This window comes from Pirellulales bacterium (assembly GCA_035939775.1).
Taxonomy (GTDB): Bacteria; Planctomycetota; Planctomycetia; order Pirellulales; family DATAWG01; genus DASZFO01.
Genome location: DASZFO010000096.1, coordinates 1 through 16,456 on the forward strand (window position 1 = coordinate 1; position 16,456 = coordinate 16,456).

Consider the following 16,456-nt stretch of genomic DNA (forward strand, 5'->3'; position numbering starts at 1 on the left):
CATCGATGAGCATACCAGCCCCCGTCCCGCCGCCCGGCGAGGCGATCACGAAAACTCGCGGATCGCAACTGCCGAACGACAATCCAGTGGCCTCGGTCGTCGCGGCGAGTCCATCGCGATCGGCCGCCGCTAGGATGGCCCTGCGAAGCTGCGTCTTCACGCGCTCGGCGTGATCGAGGAAGGCCAGCCGTCCCAAGGCCCGCAGGCCCTCGGTTTTCTGTGAGCGGGGAATGTTATAGAGCCAGCGCCGGCTAAGCGAGCTGATTTGGCTGACGGGACTGTTGCGATAGTTCCAGGTCGAATGGATCGGCAACAAGAGCGTTTCGGCTTCGCTTAACTTTCCAGCTCCCGAAGCGGAGCTGACCTCGTTCACCGCATCTACGTCCGTATCGATATAGAGCATCTGGAAAGCCGATAGTTGCTTTTCCAATCCAAAACGTTCCCTGAGCAATTGCTTGAGCCGAGCGAGGATTCGCCCGCCGGCATGTCCGATTCCCAAGAACACCGTGGGCCGAAAACTCGGTGCTTGCTCGTCGATGCAGATGGCTGGCAGACGGATCAATTCTGGTGGCCGAACTTCGATCGTTCTGCCGTCATGACGGGCATCGGGTTCCTCGGATCGCGTGCGGCTCTGCGATGGTTCGTTCACCGCCGGACGGACGGGCGCGCCGGTCAGCAGCGCCGTGCGCGATCGCGGTACGAGCCGTTCAACGAATTCGCGGCAGCTACTGAATCGCGTCGCCGGGTCTTTGGCGAGCGCCTTGCCGACCGCGAACCGCTCCAGCGGCGAAAGAGGAGTCAGGTCGGGCATCGAGTGCAGATGTTGCGAGGCCAGTTGGGCAGCGGTTCGACCCGAAAAGGGAGACGTCCCTGTCGCCATTTCTTGGAACACGATCGCCAGGCTGTACTGATCGCTGGTGCGGGTGGGGCGACCGTCAAAGACTTCCGGGGCCGCATATTTCGGAGTGAGACCGTTGATCAAGGAAGGACTTCCCTCGGTCATGTCCTTCAGCAGTCCGAAATCGGCAACCTTGATTCGACCGGCTACCAGCAGCAGGTTCTCCGGCTTGACGTCGAGATGCTGCAAGCCGTGACCGCTTTCCAAATAATCGAGCGCTTCGGCGGTCTGCGACAAATACTTCATCAGCTCGTCGCGCGGAATGCCGCAAGCGCCGGCCGCGAGACATTCCTCAAAACGATCCTTCAAGCTCTCCTCGGCAAGATCGGTGACGATGACCAAGCGGCCGTCGACGACCGCGACGCTTTCCAGCGACAACAAAAACGGATGGCTGAGCGTCTTGACGCGGTTCAGCGACTTTAACTCCTGCGCAGCCCTCCGCTCGTCGAAGCAGCCAAAAATGATCTTGACCGCCTTCGCCTGCCCCTCCGGCCCGACGGCCTTCCAGATTTCGCCGCTGCCACCGGAACCTAGTCGCTTCTCCAGGGTGTAGCCCGTGAGCCGTCGGACTTCGTCCGGCATCGAGCCGAAGCGGTCGCGCTGCGGATGCGGCTGGGCCGGATCGCCGAATGTCGGAGTATCTTGCAGCATCGGTGTGGTCGTGCGAATCAATCACGAAGACGGTGGTGACTTTTCGCCGAAAACCAGGGCGAAATAGGATCGGCAGACTCGGTCGAAATGCTCGGACCGCATTTCCAAGGGAATCCGCTTGTAGCGGCAATAGTTCCGGACCTGCTTGAGCAAATCGCGTGGATGACAGCGCCGCATCGCCCGGCCGTTTGGTCGATAATGGCGGTCCAAGAGTTGTTCGACCGCTTCGGGCCGAAATTCGAAGCCCAGCTTTTTCGCGTAACTGGCGAACAATACGAAGAACTCTTCCTCCGTCGGATCGATCAGTTCAATCTTGTAGGGGATTCGCCGAAGAAACGCCTCGTCGACCAGCTCACGGGGCTCGAGGTTCGTTGAAAAAATGATCAACTGTTCGAATGGAACGCGAATCTTCTTGCCGGTGGTCAACGTCAGGAAGTCATGTCCTTCCTCCAAGGGAACGATCCAGCGGTTCAAGAGTTCGATTGGGTTGATCCTCTGCCGGCCGAAGTCGTCGATCACCAGGCAGCCGCAATTGCTCTTCATCTGCAAGGACGCCTCGGTCACATTGGTCGCCGGGTCGTGCCGGAGATCGAGGTTGTCCATCGTCAATTCCCCGCCGACCGTGACGGTGGGACGCCGAATCCGCACCCAGCGACGGTCGGCTTCCTTGCTCCTGAGGATTCCGTTTTGCGCGTCTTGGACCTGAAAATGGCAGGCCGAGTCGAACAGCTTGATGAGCTGCCCATCTTCGACGATGGTGTTGGGAATCCAGATCTCCTGGCCGAAGCTGAGCGTGATCGCGCGGGCCAGCGTCGATTTGCCGTTACCGGCCGCCCCGTAGAGAAACATGCCTGCGCCGGAGTTCACCGCGGGCCCGATATAATCGAAGAGGCGCTCATCCACCGAAATGTCGGCACACGCGGCGCGGAGATGCTCATCGGTCGGGGACTCGCTGCTAATGCATTGCGCTTCCACCGAGATGATATAGTCGTTGAGTTGAACGGGGGCTGGCCCGACGTAGGCGCATGCGCTGCGCGCGGCCCTGGCGCGTTCGAGGCCTTGTTCGGTGAGAATGTAATAGAAGTCGTTAAACGGGGCCGCGCCGGTGTGCACGATCAATTGCTGCGTCCGCAGCGTCGCCAGGATTTCTTCCAGCACTCGAAAGGGCAGGCATACCTGCTCCGCGATTCGCCGGCCGCTGATATTCCCAGCGGCAGCCAGGTGTTTGAAGACCAGCGACTCGACCAAATTGGGAGGCAGCCCAGTCTCTTCCAGGGTCTTCGGCTCCGCTGGCCAGAACCGCTCATCGGACAGGAAGGCTTCCAGCCACGTTGATTCGACGTCTAGCGTTTCTGTAGTCAGCAAGGGCAGTCTCCACGATTCTGGTGACAGCGCAACGATAGCACGGGATCGCTTTGACGGATGTTCCCCTCGCGGGCGTCACAACGCGGAACTGGAGGTTCGATTGCGCCGCGGATTTCAATGAATTCGACCATAACGAAAGCGCCGGCGGCATTACCAAGGGAACGCGCTGCGCGGCGTTCCGTTTCCGCGTGATTGCGACGGTAACGAATAGACCGGAACCATTCGCCCGGTCCGCATTTGCGAACGCCCTAGTTCTCTTCCGACTTCGAGCTAAGCTAGATTCGGGACGAGATACGTGAGTATGCCGGCGGACGCATGCATGAGCCAAAACGAGAGCCATTTCGCCGTATTGCCCGAACTCGGGGGCGGGGAGCGCGGGCCCAATCGGGTGCTTGATGCCGCCCCCTGGACCCGTTCCATGTGGTTTCTATGTGGGCGGACCAGCGAGGCGGAGCCGGTTCGTTATGTGCCGGTCCATTCGAGCCCGTTCGTGATCGGACGCCGGGCAAATTGCGGACTTCAATTGGCGTGCTCGACGGTCTCGAGCGCCCACGCGGAGTTTATCGACAAGGGGGCGACCGCGGCGATCTGCGATCTGGGGAGCACGAACGGCACGTTCGTCAATGGAAAGCGCGTGACGTCGGAAGTCGAAGTGGTGTCCGAAGACTTGATCCAGTTTGCAACTCAAGCGTTTCGAGTGCTGAAGCAAGACAGCTCGACCAATACGGCCACGGCTTGCGAAGACGTCCGCGATCAGGCGATGTCGCTGGTTCTCTTCGATCGTTTGATCACGGAACGAGCGGTGATCCCGTTTTATCAGCCGATCGTCGATCTGCGGACCATGGCGATCGAAGGCGTCGAGGTGTTGTGCCGAAGCCGTCTGACCGGCCTGGAAACGCCGCTGAAGATGTTTTCCGTGGCCGCCCAACTCGACCAGGAGGCGCGGCTCAGCCAGACGGTTCGCTGGACGGCCTGCAACGAAATGATGGGCCTTCCCAAGCCTCCCCATCTGTTCATGAACACCCATCCGATCGAGATTCGCGAGCCGGGACTGATCGAATCGATCAAGCTGCTGCGTGCCGCCGCCCCTTCCCAGCCCATGACCTTGGAGATCCATGAAGCGGCAGTGACCGACGTCGTTCAAATGCGAAGGCTCAGCGAAGAACTCAAGAGCGTGAATGTCCGTTTGGCATTCGACGACTTCGGCGCCGGCCAGGCCCGGATCGCGGAGTTGACGGCCGTTCATCCCGATTATCTCAAATTCGACATCTCGTTGATTCGCAACATCCATCGCGCGACGCCCGAACACCAGCAGATGGTGGCCCATCTTGTGAAGATGGTGCGCAGCTTGGGAATTCTCGCGTTGGCCGAGGGCGTGGAACTCGAAGAAGAAGCTGCTCTCTGCAAGGAGTTGGGCTTCGATCTGGCCCAAGGATTCTACTTTGGAAGGCCTGCGCCGATGAAACGCGTGCCGCCCTCGGGCGAATAACTCAGAACGCCTAAACAATCCGGCGGGGATTGTCCCCCTTTTGCGAAGCGGGCACCATCGCCGCGATGGTCGGCAGCAAAATGGGGACTGTCCCCTTCTCCCAGCCGGATTTGTTAGGCGTTCTTAGCGGCTATAATCCATACTCATGGGGCGCACGATATCGCAGGACCGGAGCCGAATTCGCCAGAAGTCGGACCTGCGAAACGCGGAAAGCCTCGACTTCTGGCGAATTCCGCTATGAGGTGCTCTATGGGGCAGACTGCGCGTCAATTAAGAGGCGTCGTCCTCTTGCTTGTCGTCGGCGCGACGACTGCCGCGGCGGCTGATTCGCCATATCCGCTAAAGATCGGGCCGACCGGGCGATATCTGGTCGATCGCCACGGCCAGCCGTTTCTGATCGCCGGCGAGTCGCCGCAAGCGATGATGGTCAACGTATCCGAGGAAGACGCGGAACTATTCTTCAAAAACCGCCAGGCGCACGGCTTCAACGCCGCCTGGATCAATCTGATCTGCGCCAAGTACACCGGCGGGCGCGAGGACGCGAGCACTTTCGACGGCCTGCATCCGTTCAAGGCCGTGAACGACTTTTCGGAGCCGAACGAGGCGTATTTCGCCCGCTGCGATCGGATCATCCAGGTGGCGGCCAAGTACGACACACTCGTGATGCTCGATCCGGCCGAGACGGGGAGCTTTCTCGAAGTGATGCAGAAAAATGGAGCGGAAAAGTGCCGCGCGTACGGACGGTATCTTGGCAAGCGCTATAAGGACTTCGACAATCTGCTCTGGTTCCACGGCAACGATTACGTGCAAGACACGGCCGAGAACGATAAGCTGGCCATCGCGATCGCCCTGGGGATCAAGGATCTCGACGATCGGCATTTGCACACGATTGAGATCGACTGGAAGGGAAATTGGTCGACCTCGCTCGTCAACGAGCGCTGGGCGCCGCTGGTGGGCCTAAGCGCCGCCTACACTTACAAGCCCGTTTACCTGCCGCTGCTTGCGGACTACAACCGCAAGACTGAGCATCGCGTGCCGACGTTCATGGTCGAATCGAGCTACGAGTTCGAGAACGTCGCCCACATCAAGTTCGGCGACCCGCACCAGCTTCGCCTCGAGGAATACACCTCGAATCTCTGCGGCTCGACCGGGCAGCTCTACGGCAACAAATACACCTGGCCCTTTCTCGCCGGCTGGAAGGAGCAGCTCGACACGCCGGGCGCCGTGCAAATGAAGTACGTCCAATCTCTGTTCGAGCCGCGGGCATGGTACGACCTTGTGCCCGATCAGGAGCATAAGTTGCTGACCGAGGGATTCGGCAGGTTCGGCGAGTTCGACTACGCCGCCGCCGCGCGCACTCCAGACGGCCGGCTGGCGATGGCCTACATCCCCGACCGGCGAACGGTCACGGTCGATATGAGCCTTCTCGCGGGACCAACCATCGCCCGCTGGTACGACCCCGCCGCCGGCAAGTTCCACGACATCGCCGGCTCGCCGCTCGCAAACCGCGGCACGCACCAATTCACCACGCCCGGCGAAAACGCCGACGGCAAGGGAAACGAAGATTGGGTGCTGGTGCTGGAGGCCGAGAAGGCGAAGTGAGACGCGAGGATTGTTCCCGACCGGCTCACATAGCGCGACGCACTCGTGGCAGACGCTGCTAGCGTCGGCTAGGCTGCCGAGCGATCAGCCGGGATCGTCGCCCGCGCATTTCCCAAGAGCAACAAAAGAGCGGCCAAAGTGGTCTCCGTTGCTCCCAACTGCCGCGCGACGAACGCCTTGGCCCGATGGCCGAGTTCAGCGGCAAAGTGCGGTTCCGCGAGCGCGCGGCGAACGTAGGCCGTCAGTTCGGCGCCATTTTGGACGACGATGGCGGCCCGTTCGGCGAGCAGCGCGGCGACGATGTCGCGGAAGTTCTGCGTATTCGGGCCGAACGAGACGGCCACGCCGTAGGCGGCCGGCTCGATCATGTTTTGTCCGCCGCGATTGGAGAGACTGCCGCCGACGAAGCCGATGTCGGCCGTCCCCCACCAAGCGCCGAGTTCGCCGACGGCATCGATCAGCAGCACCCGAGCCGCTGGATCGCGCGGGGCGGTGTCCATGTCGGTGCATCGCTGCCATGCAATGCCCGAGGCGTCGAGCAGCGCGGCAACCGCTGCGAATCGATCGGGATGCCGCGGCACCAGCACGAGCTGTAATCGCGGATGCGCGGGCGCCAATTCGCGGAACGCGGCCAACGCGAGCGATTCCTCGGGATCCTGAGTGCTGCCGGCGAGGAAGACGATGTCATCCAGCGCGAAGCCCGCCAGCGCTCGCAGCCGCTCCGTCGCCGGATTGTGCCGATCGGTCTCGGCGCCGTCGAATTTTATAGAGCCGGTGACGAGAACGGTTTGGGAACGAGCGCCGAGCGCAGTGAACCGCTCGGCATATTCTTGATTCTGCGCGCCGATATAGTCGATTCGTTCGAGCAGCGGCCGGACGAGCCAGCGGCAGAATTGATAGCCGCGGAAGCTGCGCTCACTCAACCGGCCGTTCACGATCGCCACTTTCACTCCCGCCGCATGCGACAGGCGAACCAAGTTCGGCCACAATTCCAGCTCGGCCAGCACCAGCAAGGTCGGCCGAATGCGGGCGACCGCTCGGCGCACCGCCCAGGTGAAATCGAGCGGGCAGTAGAACACCGTCAACTCGGGATATTTCTTGCGCGCCAGCGCGTAGCCGGTCATCGTCGTCGTCGAGATCAGGCACTCGCAATCCGGCCGCCGCGCGGCGATCCGGGCCAACAGCGTGGCCAGCAGATTCACCTCGCCGACGCTCACCGCGTGAAACCAAATGCCGGGGCGGTCCGATTCGCGCCGCGGCACTTGCCCCAAAAACTTGGCGGCGAAGCCATCGCGGTATTTCCCCTTGCGAATCCCCTGCCAGAGCAACCAGGGCGAGGCGAGCGCGAGCACCCCGAGATAGAGGACGTTCAACAGATACGACACCGCGGGATTCCTTTCCCTTGCCATTTGACCGTAGCCGAATTCACCAGAATTCGGATGCGCTACGCTGAGATTCGCTACGTGGCCGCTGCCATCGGAATTCTGGCGAAATCCGCTACACGACGTTCGCGCTATCCGGCAGGCCCCTTGATCCTCATGTGGCAGTTCTTGTATTTCTTTCCGCTGCCGCACGGGCAGGGGTCGTTGCGGCCGACCTTTGGATTGCGATTGCGGATCGGTTCGATCTTTTGATCGCCGTTGGCCGACGAGTCGATGGCGGCCTGCTGCTGGCGGGCCATCTCGGTGGTCGAGGGGGCTTCCTCATGGACGGCCGTGGCTTCCTTCCAGGTCGAGCCGACGAAATTCGGATCGAGGTCTTCCATCCGAAAGATCAGGTCGGTGACTCGCTCGCCGATGCTCGTCCACATCTGCTCGAAGGTGCGCATCCCTTCTCGCTTGTATTCCACCTTCGGATCGACTTGCGCCCAGCCGCGCAGTCCAACCGCGGAGCGGAGGTGATCCATCGCCAGCAAATGGTCTTTCCAGGCGGCATCGAGAATCTCGAGCACTAGCGTCCGCTCCATCTTCCGCATTTCAGGGCGGAAGTGGTCTTCCAATACTATCGACAGCCGATTCTTGAGCGCTTCGCGATCCAGCTCGGCGAATTCCCCTGGCCTGGCTTGATAACCGACCGTTTCACGCACCCACGCGGTGAGCGAAGCCAGCGGATCGTCGCCGTTGGACCCGTGCTTGGCGTCGAACACGTCGTCCGGCAATTCATTGATCCGTCGCCGCAGCTCGGCCAGCATTTCATCGGCGCGGCGGTGGTTGGTGCGGCTCTGCTCGATCAACAGGGCGCGAACCTCCTCGCGCTGCTTGCTCTTCAGGTCTTCGAGGTCGAGATCGACATGGAACCGCTCTTTGGCCCAGGCCACGAGCTTCTCGCGGTCGAACCGCTTCTGCCCGCTCGAGTCGCGGGTGGTGAAGTGATACAGTCCCGCCATGACCGGGTATTCAATTTCCTTCTCTTCGTAGGCGGCGGTCCCCTTTTCGCGAATCAAGCTCTTGAACGGGGCTGGCTCGAGCGAGCGGATCTCCTGCGGTTCGAGCGCCACGCCGAATTTGTATTGCACCCAGCCGCAGGCCGTGCGGATGCCGAAATCGTCGATCAAGAACTTGGCCCCTTCGGCGAGATCGACCTTTTCAATCGCGTCGCGGGCCTTCTGGATCAGCGTTTCGGCGAGTTGATCGCGGCCGATCTTCTTGATGTCTTTATCGCGATAGTTCGTTTTCCAACGGGTGTTGGAGAACTTGGCCAGAGCTTCCCAATTCAATTCCTCGTCTTCCTCCCCTTCGGGAAGGTTCTCTTCGATGGCGTCGAAGATCTGGCGCTCCGCGGCCCGCTCCGCTTCGTTCTTCGCATGCTGGATGGCGGCGTCGAAGTCGATCCCGGCAAACTGTTTGGGATCCAGCTCGGCCGAGAGCAATCCACCAGCCCATTTGGCGAATGTCTCCGTGCCGTACTGCTTGTCAAGGAAAATATCGAGATGATGCTCGATTTGGCTGTCGATCATCTCGAGGATCAATTCCTTGCAGTTCGCTCCGTTGAGGATGCGTTGGCGATAGCCGTAAACGCGCTTGCGCTGCTCGTCCATCACCTCGTCGTATTCGAGCAGGTTCTTGCGTTGGTCGAAGTTTCGCTCCTCGACCTTTTTCTGCGCGCCCTCGATGCGGCGGCTGACCATGCGGTTCTCGATCGCCTCTCCTTCTTGCATGCCGAGACGAGTAAGAAAGTTTGCGATCCATTCGCCGATGAAGATTCGCATCAGGTCATCTTCTAGCGACAGATAGAACCGGCTGCTGCCGGGGTCTCCCTGTCGACCGCAGCGGCCGCGCAACTGGAGGTCGATGCGGCGGGCTTCGTGCCGCTCGGTGCCGATGATGTGCAGGCCCCCCATCTCCTTCACTTCGCGCCCGTCGGCCTTCATCTGCTCGCGCTGCTCGATCTCGTTGACGAGCGCTTCCCATTCCGCCTGCGGCACGTCGAGGCGCGTCGGATACTTGTCTTGCAATTGGGCCCAGGCCATCGTCTCGGGATTGCCGCCGAGGATGATGTCGGTGCCGCGGCCGGCCATGTTCGTGGCGATCGTCACGGCCCCCTTACGGCCGGCCTGGGCGACGATCTCCGCCTCGCGTTTGTGATGCTTGGCATTGAGCACCTGATGCTTGATCCCGCGCTTTTCGAGCAGGGCCGACATCCGCTCGCTCTTCTCGATCGACACCGTGCCGACCAGCACCGGGCGGCCGCGGCGCTCGAGCTGCTTGATCTTGTCGCGGGGGATCGTCTCGCGCTGGCGGCTATCTCTGGCCTGGAAGTCGATCGCGTCGGGCTGCTCCTTGGCGATCGTGCCGAGCTTTTCCGTGCCGTCGGTCAGCTCGAGCGCGTCCCACTTGTTGATCCGCTCGATTTCGTCGGCGATGGCGGTGAATTTTTCGCGTTCGCTGCGGAAAATCACGTCCGGGTAGTTGCGCCGGCGGAGCGGTTTGTTGGTGGGAATGGCGATCACGTCGAGCTTGTAGATCTTCCAGAACTCGGAGGCCTCGGTCATGGCCGTGCCCGTCATCCCGCAAATCTTGTCGTAGAGCTTGAAAAAGTTTTGCAGCGTGATCGTGGCGAGCGTTTGCGTTTCTTCCTTGATCCGCACCCCTTCCTTGGCCTCGACCGCCTGGTGCAGGCCGTCGCTCCATTGCCGGCCGGGCATCTTGCGGCCCGTGAATTCATCGACGATCACGACTTCCCCGTCGTCCTCGACCACATAATTCACGTCGCGCTTGTAGAGATGATGGGCTTTTAGCGAATTGTCGATCAGATGGGGCCATTCCATGTTGCCGGCCGTGTAGAAGCTCTCGACGCCGGCCAGCTTTTCCGCCGCCCGAACTCCTTCGTCCGTCAAATTGACCGCGTGTTCCTTTTCCTTGACCTCGAAATGCAGGTCCTTGACCAACTGCCTTGCCAACTGGTCGGCCTTGGCGTATTTGGCCACGTCGTCGTGGGCCGGGCCGGAGATGATCAGCGGCGTGCGGGCCTCGTCCACCAAAATATTGTCGACCTCGTCGATGATCGCGTAATGCAGCGGACCCTGCGACTGTTGCAACGGCTTCACATAGCGATCGTCGTCGCGGGCGGCGTGGCGCATGTTGTCGCGAAGATAATCGAAGCCGAATTCGTTGTTCGTGCCGTAGGTGATGTCGCAGGCATAGACCTTTTGCCGCTGGGCGGAGTCCATGCTGTTTTGAATCGCCCCGACCGTCAGCCCGAGCCCCATATAGAGCGGGCCCATCCATTCCATGTCGCGGCGCGCCAGATAGTCGTTCACCGTGACGACGTGGACCCCTTTGCCTTCGATCGCGTTGAGGTATGCGGGCAGTGTGGCGACGAGCGTTTTCCCTTCGCCAGTGACCATTTCGGCAATCGACCCGCTATGCAGCACCATGCCGCCGACGAGCTGCACGTCGTAATGGCGCATGCCAAGAAAGCGGCGACCGGCCTCGCGGCAGACGGCAAACGCCTCGATCAGCAAGTCTTCGAGCGTTTCGCCCGCAGCCAGCCGGTTGCGGAACTCGACCGTCTGCTGGCGCAGGGCCTCGTCGGTCAGCGACTGGAATTTCGGCTCGAGCGCATTGATCGCGTCCACCTTCGGCTGAAGCTTGCGGACATAGCGGGCATTCGACGAGCCGAACAACGAAGTGATCGAGCGCTCGATGCCGCTCCCGATGGCGCCAAAGAAGCCCCCGATCCATTCCCAAATCTGTTCGAGTATTTCCATAGCGGAGGCCGTTGGTTGCAAACAGCAAAAGCCCAAGCCGTCGATCAGCATTCGATCAACGGCCGGGAAGCTAGGGTTATGAGTACGTAAGTTTATCTCGCATCAAAGTTTATAGCGATTGCCGCAATGGGTCAAGCGTGACACATGGAGCTTGTACACTCCGTAAGCGCAATCCATAATTGAATTTGCAGTTAGTGCTTTCGCTTGATTGCCAGGCCGGCGCCGGAACCGTCGGCCGAGCGAACATTCCCCGCGTGAAACGTCCGCCGAGACGCCGATTTATGTCTAGTTCGCGCGTGCTATCGGGCGGTCTTCCTGAGCGGTCCGCGGTCGTGGCGGCGGAAGAGCGCGAGAGGATGGAGGCCGGCATTGATCTGTTCGCCATGGCAACGGTCGCAGGAGTCGCGACCGAGCATCCCCCACCGATCGAGACCATTGCGGAAGTCGAGTCGACAACGGCGGGTGAGTCAGAAATCGATTCACCGATTAACAATGGCATGACGCCGAGACTTCCCGCCGACGCGCCGGAGCCGACCGTCGACGAAGGACTGTGGGCCGAATGCTTCGCTTGGATGCGGGCCAATGTTCATTGGTACGCGGTCAGTTTCGTCGTCCACCTGATTATATTCGCAGCACTGCTCTTTATCTTGGGACGATTTCGGTTGGACGTGACCGACAATTCGGGCATGTTTCAGCCGGTAGATGACGAGCTGGCTTTGAAGGGCCGATTACACAACATCGAAATCCCCAGCGGGGCGCCCGAAGACCCGACCGAATTGAATGCCGACGTGCTGCTGTCGCCGGAGATTCGCCCCGTGACAGCGGAAAACAACGACGACTCCACGACGTTCCGGAAAGAGGGAGGCGGGCGGGCGATGGATTCCGACGCGGCCCTGGTTGGCGGCGCCGGCGGTTTCACGGTGCGTGCGCCGGGCCCCGGGCCGTTGGTCGCGGGCGCCGGCGGCATCGGCGCCGAGCGCGGCACTTCCGATCGCCTCGGCAATGGCGGATCGGGGGAAGGGTTTGCCGGCCGCGGCAAGGGGCGTCGCGACGCCATGTTGCGGCTGGGAGGTGGCACGAGGGACACGGAAGCAGCCGTCGCCGCCGCGCTCAACTGGTTCTATCGGCATCGCAACGCCAACGGAAGCTGGAGCTTGTCGCGATTCGCCGCCCATTGCTCGGGAACCGCTTGCACCGGTCCGGGCACCGCCGACTCCGATTCCGCCGCCACTGCGCTGGCGGTGCTTCCTTTTCTCGCGGCCGGCGAGACACACAAGAGCCGAGGGCCGTATCAAGACGCCGTGAAGCAGGCCCTCTATTTCTTAATACGTCGGCAAGCGGCGAACGGCGATCTTTCCGGCGGCACAGGTCACCAAATGTATGCCCATGCGTTGGCGTCGCTCGCGCTTTGCGAAGCCTATGGCATGACCAACGACCAGAAGATTGGCGACGCCGCTCAGCGGGCCGTGTTCTTCATCGAGGCGGCCCAAAACCGCACGACCGGCGGCTGGCGGTATGTGCCCGGCGAAGACGGCGATACCTCGGTTCTCGGTTGGCAGATGATGGCGCTGCGGAGCGCGCAGTTGGCCGGCTTGGCCGTGAACACGCTCACGATGGAGAATGCCAAGAAATGGCTCGCGGTCGTCTCGAAGGGGCATTACAACGGACTCTACTCCTATCAGCCTTATAAGGAAGCCACGCCGACGATGACGGCCATTGGCATGCTCTCCTGGCAGTATTTGGGGATGCGGCCCGACACTCGGGAAATGATCGAAGGACGGCAATACCTGATGGACCACCTGCCGGACAACCGCGCCCGCAGCACCTACTATTGGTATTACGCCACGCAGGCGATGCACAACATGCTCGGCTCGGATTGGGACACCTGGAATCGGCGGATGCGGCGGACATTGCTCGAAGCGCAGTGCCGCGAAGGCTGCGCCGCGGGAAGCTGGGACCCGGAACTTCCGACGCTCGATGCCTGGAGCGAGCAAGGGGGCCGGATTCTCACCACCAGCTTCTCGACGCTCTCGCTTGAGGTTTACTACCGCTACCTGCCGCTTTACAATCTGCACCCAAGCGCAAGCGACGGCCCGCCGCCGCCGATTAACGCGGCCGATGAGGGCCGATAGAATAGCGGAAAGGATTTCACGATGGCGCACCCAGACATGGACGAGTTGCTCAACGAGGCGCTCGATGCGGCCGAGCAGTTTTTGGAGAAGATCGGCGAGTTCTTTCCGTTCGTGGTGACGATGTCGCCCGAGGGCGAGATCAGTCATGCCCAGGAGTATCTCGGGGAAGAGCCGCCAGCGGCGGAGGAAACCGTGGACGTGCTCATCGACGGCCTGAAGCAAGCGGCCGCAAAGGGGACGTACAAAGCGACCGCGCTAGTGAGCGACGCGCATCTTCCGTCGCCGGACGGCAAGTTTCAGGACGCGGTCAGCGTGTTGCTCGAGCATCAATCGGAGCCCCCCGTCACTTGCTATCTGCCCTATAAGCACGTCAAGGGTAAATTCGAATTCGGCGAAGTGTTCGCCAAACGCGCCGACCGCCGAGTTTTCGCGAAGGCTGCTGAGAAGGCGAGCCCGAAAGAACCAAAGCGGACGGAGAAGAAGACGAAATGACGAGTGGTCGGACGTTCGTCATATCCTTTGTTGCCTAACGCGGTATAATTGGTGGCATCAATAACCGCTCCGCCCAAGGATCACGCCGTCATGGAACGAGAATTCATCGATCGCGCCGCCGCCCTTCACGACCGAATCCTGCAACTGCGGGATTCTCTTTGACTACGCCACCAAGCAATCTCAGGTTGCCGCAATCGAGCAGCGGATGGCGGCGGCAGACTTCTGGAATAGCCAAGAGCGGGCCCAGGCCACGGTTGCCGAATTGAAGGGGCTTAACGGCGTGCTCAAGCCGCTCGACGAGGCGCTTCGCGCCGATGCCGAGCTAGCGACGCTCGTCGAGATGGGGCAGGAAGACGAGAGCTTCGTCCCCGAGCTGCGCGCCGTGCTCGAGCGCACCGAGAAGCAAGTCGATGACCTGGCAATCAAGTCGCTACTGAATGGCCCGCACGACGGCAACCCCGCGATCCTCGCGATCAACGCCCGCGACGGCGGCACCGACGCCAACGACTGGGCCGAGATGCTGCTGCGGATGTACATCCAATGGGCGCAGAAGCAGGGCTACTCGGTCGAGCTGCTCGATCGGCAGGACGACGGCGTGGCCGGGATTCAAAGCGCGGCGATCGCCGTTCGCGGCCCGATGGCCTATGGCTATTTGAAAGGCGAAACCGGCATGCACCGGCTGGTGCGGATCAGCCCGTTCAACGCCGAAGGGAAGCGGCAGACGAGCTTCGCGGCCGTCGACGTCTCGCCGGAGATCGCCGAAGACGCGGAGATCGAATTGCGCGACGAGGACATCCGCGAGGACGTGTTCCGTGCTAGCGGGGCGGGCGGCCAGCATGTGAACAAGACCTCGAGCGCGATCCGGCTCACGCACTTCCCCAGCGGGATCGTCGTGCAATGCCAGAACGAGCGGAGCCAGCACAAGAATCGAGCGACCGCGATCAAGATGCTCCGTGCCCGCCTCGCGCGGATGCAAGAGGAGAAGCGCGAAGCGGAGCTGGCGACGAAATACAAGAGCCAGGCCAAGACCGGCTTCGGCTCGCAGATTCGCAACTATTTCCTCCATCCCGATCAGCGCGTGAAGGACCAGCGCACGGGTCATTACGTCGGCAGTTTCCAGAGCGTGCTGGATGGCAACATCCAAGGCTTCCTGGATGCCTATCTTCAATGGCGCGTCGCCGACAAACCGGCGGCCGCCAAATCGGCGGCGGACGATGAATAGCGTGCTGCTCGTTGCCTCCGAGAGATTGGCAATGTGGTTCCACCGGCGCGATGATCGGTGGATGCAGTTTGTTGAGGTCCGGCGCGACGGAAGAATGGTCGCCTGTTTGGCGTCTGCCGAAGGGGAATCAGGCGACGAGTGGCCTCCCAGCCCCCCGTTTCAGAACCTCGAATTGCAAACAATCCCCGGCAAAGCGCAAACGGCGCTGCTGGTCGGCAAGGCCGGTTCCAGCCATTGGTCGGCCGCCGTCGAGGCCGATCCCACGGCCGGCGTGTTGCGCTTCGACGTCGCTTGCCGAATCCAGAACGAACCGAGCCGGCTGGGAAGCAGCTACTGGATTGGGGCCAATCCAAAACTGCCGCCGCCCGCGCTCCCGCGATTCGAGATGACACCGATCGGCGACGGCGTCGAACGTAGGTTAGACGTGACGGATCGAGAAGTGGCGATTAGAGTCTTGAGCGACACCGGACCTCTGCCGCGCACGATTCGCTGGCAGTACGTCATTTCGTTTCCGGAGTGAGCATCAGCTTTGCCACTGAGATCTCGGATTCCAGATTTCAGGTCGCGTCGCCCTGCAACGTCAGCACCAGGCTGCGGCGCGAGGCGCGGTTGCGATGCTCGCAGAGATAGATTCCTTGCCAAGTGCCGAGCGCCAATTGGCCATCGTGAACGGGAATCGTTAGCGAGCTGCCCAGGAGCGAGGCCTTCACGTGGGCCGGCATGTCATCTGGGCCTTCGCAGGTGTGCCGATGCGGGAAATCCTCCGGCGCCAGGGCGTTGAATGACGACTCCAAATCGGCCGGCGCGTCGGGATCGGCGTTCTCGTTGATCGAGAGCGACGCCGAGGTGTGCTGAATGAACACGTGCAGCAGCCCGACGCGAATCTGTTTGAGTTCCGGCAGCGCGGCCACCACCTCGCCGGTGATCAGATGAAACCCTCTCGACCGCTGCCACAACTGAATCCGCCGTTGAAACCACGCCATGACAACTCGCCGCCACGCCTTGATGGATCGGTCTAGGCCCCGTATACTACTTGACTTACGACCGAATTGAAACCTTGCCCGGTGTTTGGCCTGCCAGGCAGTGTCTTTGGGAGGTTTTTCGACCATGACGATGGACAAGAGTTTGCGCGTCCGCCGCGGGATGATCCGCAGCCGCAACGTGCTCCGCCGAGACGAGCGGATCGCGCGTCTGCAGGAGTCGGACCGATGGACCGAAGAGAGCAGTGCGCTGGGGTTGCCCAAGGTCCGTGTGTTCAAGCTGGCGGTGAAGAAGAAGAAAAAGAAGAAGGAAGAGGAAGGGGCTGAAGGCGAGGCCGCCGCTGCCGCCACGCCTGCCGCCGGCGCCGCTAAACCGGCTGCCAAGCCGGCCGGAAAATCCGGCGGGAAGTAGCAAC

Annotated in this window: 12 protein-coding genes; 7 read left to right on the plus strand and 5 right to left on the minus strand. The window is 61.4% G+C overall.

All coding sequences use genetic code 11. The annotated features are described in order from the left end of the window. Window positions 1-1,549 (minus strand): tubulin-like doman-containing protein (locus tag VGY55_05770; GenBank protein ID HEV2969480.1); only part of this gene is annotated, 1,549 nt, incomplete at its 3' end. A gap of 21 nt (window positions 1,550-1,570) precedes the next feature. Continuing rightward, window positions 1,571-2,914, minus strand: a complete 1,344-nt coding sequence (locus tag VGY55_05775) for an AAA family ATPase (GenBank protein HEV2969481.1) — start codon at window positions 2,912-2,914, stop codon at window positions 1,571-1,573. Window positions 2,915-3,332: 418 nt separating this feature from the next. Between VGY55_05775 and VGY55_05780 the strand changes: the two genes are divergently transcribed. Together VGY55_05780 and VGY55_05785 are read left to right on the plus strand one after the other, a co-directional pair. Further along, window positions 3,333-4,403: an EAL domain-containing protein gene (locus VGY55_05780; GenBank protein HEV2969482.1), complete on the plus strand. Its 1,071-nt coding sequence runs from the start codon at window positions 3,333-3,335 to the stop codon at window positions 4,401-4,403. A 249-nt stretch (window positions 4,404-4,652) separates the two neighbouring features. Then, window positions 4,653-6,005: a DUF4038 domain-containing protein gene (locus VGY55_05785; GenBank protein ID HEV2969483.1), complete on the plus strand. Its 1,353-nt coding sequence runs from the start codon at window positions 4,653-4,655 to the stop codon at window positions 6,003-6,005. A gap of 68 nt (window positions 6,006-6,073) precedes the next feature. On the opposite strand, the gene VGY55_05790 is transcribed toward VGY55_05785, so the two are convergent. Then, window positions 6,074-7,390 (minus strand): 3-deoxy-D-manno-octulosonic acid transferase, encoded by a 1,317-nt coding sequence (locus VGY55_05790; protein HEV2969484.1) that lies wholly within the window; start codon window positions 7,388-7,390, stop codon window positions 6,074-6,076. A 128-nt stretch (window positions 7,391-7,518) separates the two neighbouring features. After that, window positions 7,519-11,214, minus strand: a complete 3,696-nt coding sequence (locus VGY55_05795) for an SEC-C metal-binding domain-containing protein (protein HEV2969485.1) — start codon at window positions 11,212-11,214, stop codon at window positions 7,519-7,521. Between the two features lie 281 nt (window positions 11,215-11,495). Here VGY55_05795 and VGY55_05800 point away from each other — a divergent pair, with 281 nt between their 5' ends. The 4 genes from VGY55_05800 (at window position 11,496) to VGY55_05815 (ending at window position 15,580) form a co-directional block, all read left to right on the plus strand. After that, window positions 11,496-13,346 carry a prenyltransferase/squalene oxidase repeat-containing protein gene (locus VGY55_05800; protein HEV2969486.1) on the plus strand — a complete coding sequence of 617 codons (1,851 nt, stop codon included), beginning with the start codon at window positions 11,496-11,498 and terminating at the stop codon, window positions 13,344-13,346. Between the two features lie 21 nt (window positions 13,347-13,367). Beyond that, window positions 13,368-13,838, plus strand: coding sequence for a hypothetical protein (locus VGY55_05805; protein ID HEV2969487.1), 471 nt, complete (start codon window positions 13,368-13,370; stop codon window positions 13,836-13,838). Between the two features lie 90 nt (window positions 13,839-13,928). Beyond that, window positions 13,929-15,060, plus strand: a protein-coding gene (prfB, locus tag VGY55_05810) for a peptide chain release factor 2 (GenBank protein HEV2969488.1) whose coding sequence is annotated in 2 segments (ribosomal slippage) — window positions 13,929-13,997 and window positions 13,999-15,060 — 1,131 coding nt in all. Because the reading frame shifts where the segments join, the coding sequence is not laid out codon by codon here. Window positions 15,061-15,091: 31 nt separating this feature from the next. Continuing rightward, window positions 15,092-15,580: a hypothetical protein gene (locus VGY55_05815; GenBank protein ID HEV2969489.1), complete on the plus strand. Its 489-nt coding sequence runs from the start codon at window positions 15,092-15,094 to the stop codon at window positions 15,578-15,580. 37 nt (window positions 15,581-15,617) lie between these two features. Here the strand turns inward: VGY55_05815 and VGY55_05820 are convergent, their stop codons facing one another. Next, a complete protein-coding gene (locus VGY55_05820) occupies window positions 15,618-16,043 on the minus strand; it encodes a secondary thiamine-phosphate synthase enzyme YjbQ (GenBank protein HEV2969490.1) in 426 nt (141 codons plus the stop codon). Window positions 16,044-16,167: 124 nt separating this feature from the next. On the opposite strand from VGY55_05820, the gene VGY55_05825 reads away from it, so the two are divergent. Further along, a complete protein-coding gene (locus VGY55_05825; GenBank protein ID HEV2969491.1) occupies window positions 16,168-16,452 on the plus strand; it encodes a small basic protein in 285 nt (94 codons plus the stop codon). Window positions 16,453-16,456: the final 4 nt, after the last annotated feature.

Excerpts from the sequence above, each read along its gene's own strand:
- VGY55_05820 (HEV2969490.1), bottom strand. The coding sequence starts at position 16,043 with ATGGCGTGGTTTCAACGGCGGATTCAGTTGTGGCAGCGGTCGAGAGGG.
- VGY55_05815 (HEV2969489.1), top strand. The coding sequence starts at position 15,092 with ATGTGGTTCCACCGGCGCGATGATCGGTGGATGCAGTTTGTTGAGGTC.
- VGY55_05780 (HEV2969482.1), top strand. The coding sequence starts at position 3,333 with ATGTGGTTTCTATGTGGGCGGACCAGCGAGGCGGAGCCGGTTCGTTAT.
- VGY55_05795 (HEV2969485.1), bottom strand. The coding sequence starts at position 11,214 with ATGGAAATACTCGAACAGATTTGGGAATGGATCGGGGGCTTCTTTGGC.
- VGY55_05800 (HEV2969486.1), top strand. The coding sequence starts at position 11,496 with ATGTCTAGTTCGCGCGTGCTATCGGGCGGTCTTCCTGAGCGGTCCGCG.
- VGY55_05825 (HEV2969491.1), top strand. The coding sequence starts at position 16,168 with ATGACGATGGACAAGAGTTTGCGCGTCCGCCGCGGGATGATCCGCAGC.
- VGY55_05805 (HEV2969487.1), top strand. The coding sequence starts at position 13,368 with ATGGCGCACCCAGACATGGACGAGTTGCTCAACGAGGCGCTCGATGCG.
- VGY55_05785 (HEV2969483.1), top strand. The coding sequence starts at position 4,653 with ATGGGGCAGACTGCGCGTCAATTAAGAGGCGTCGTCCTCTTGCTTGTC.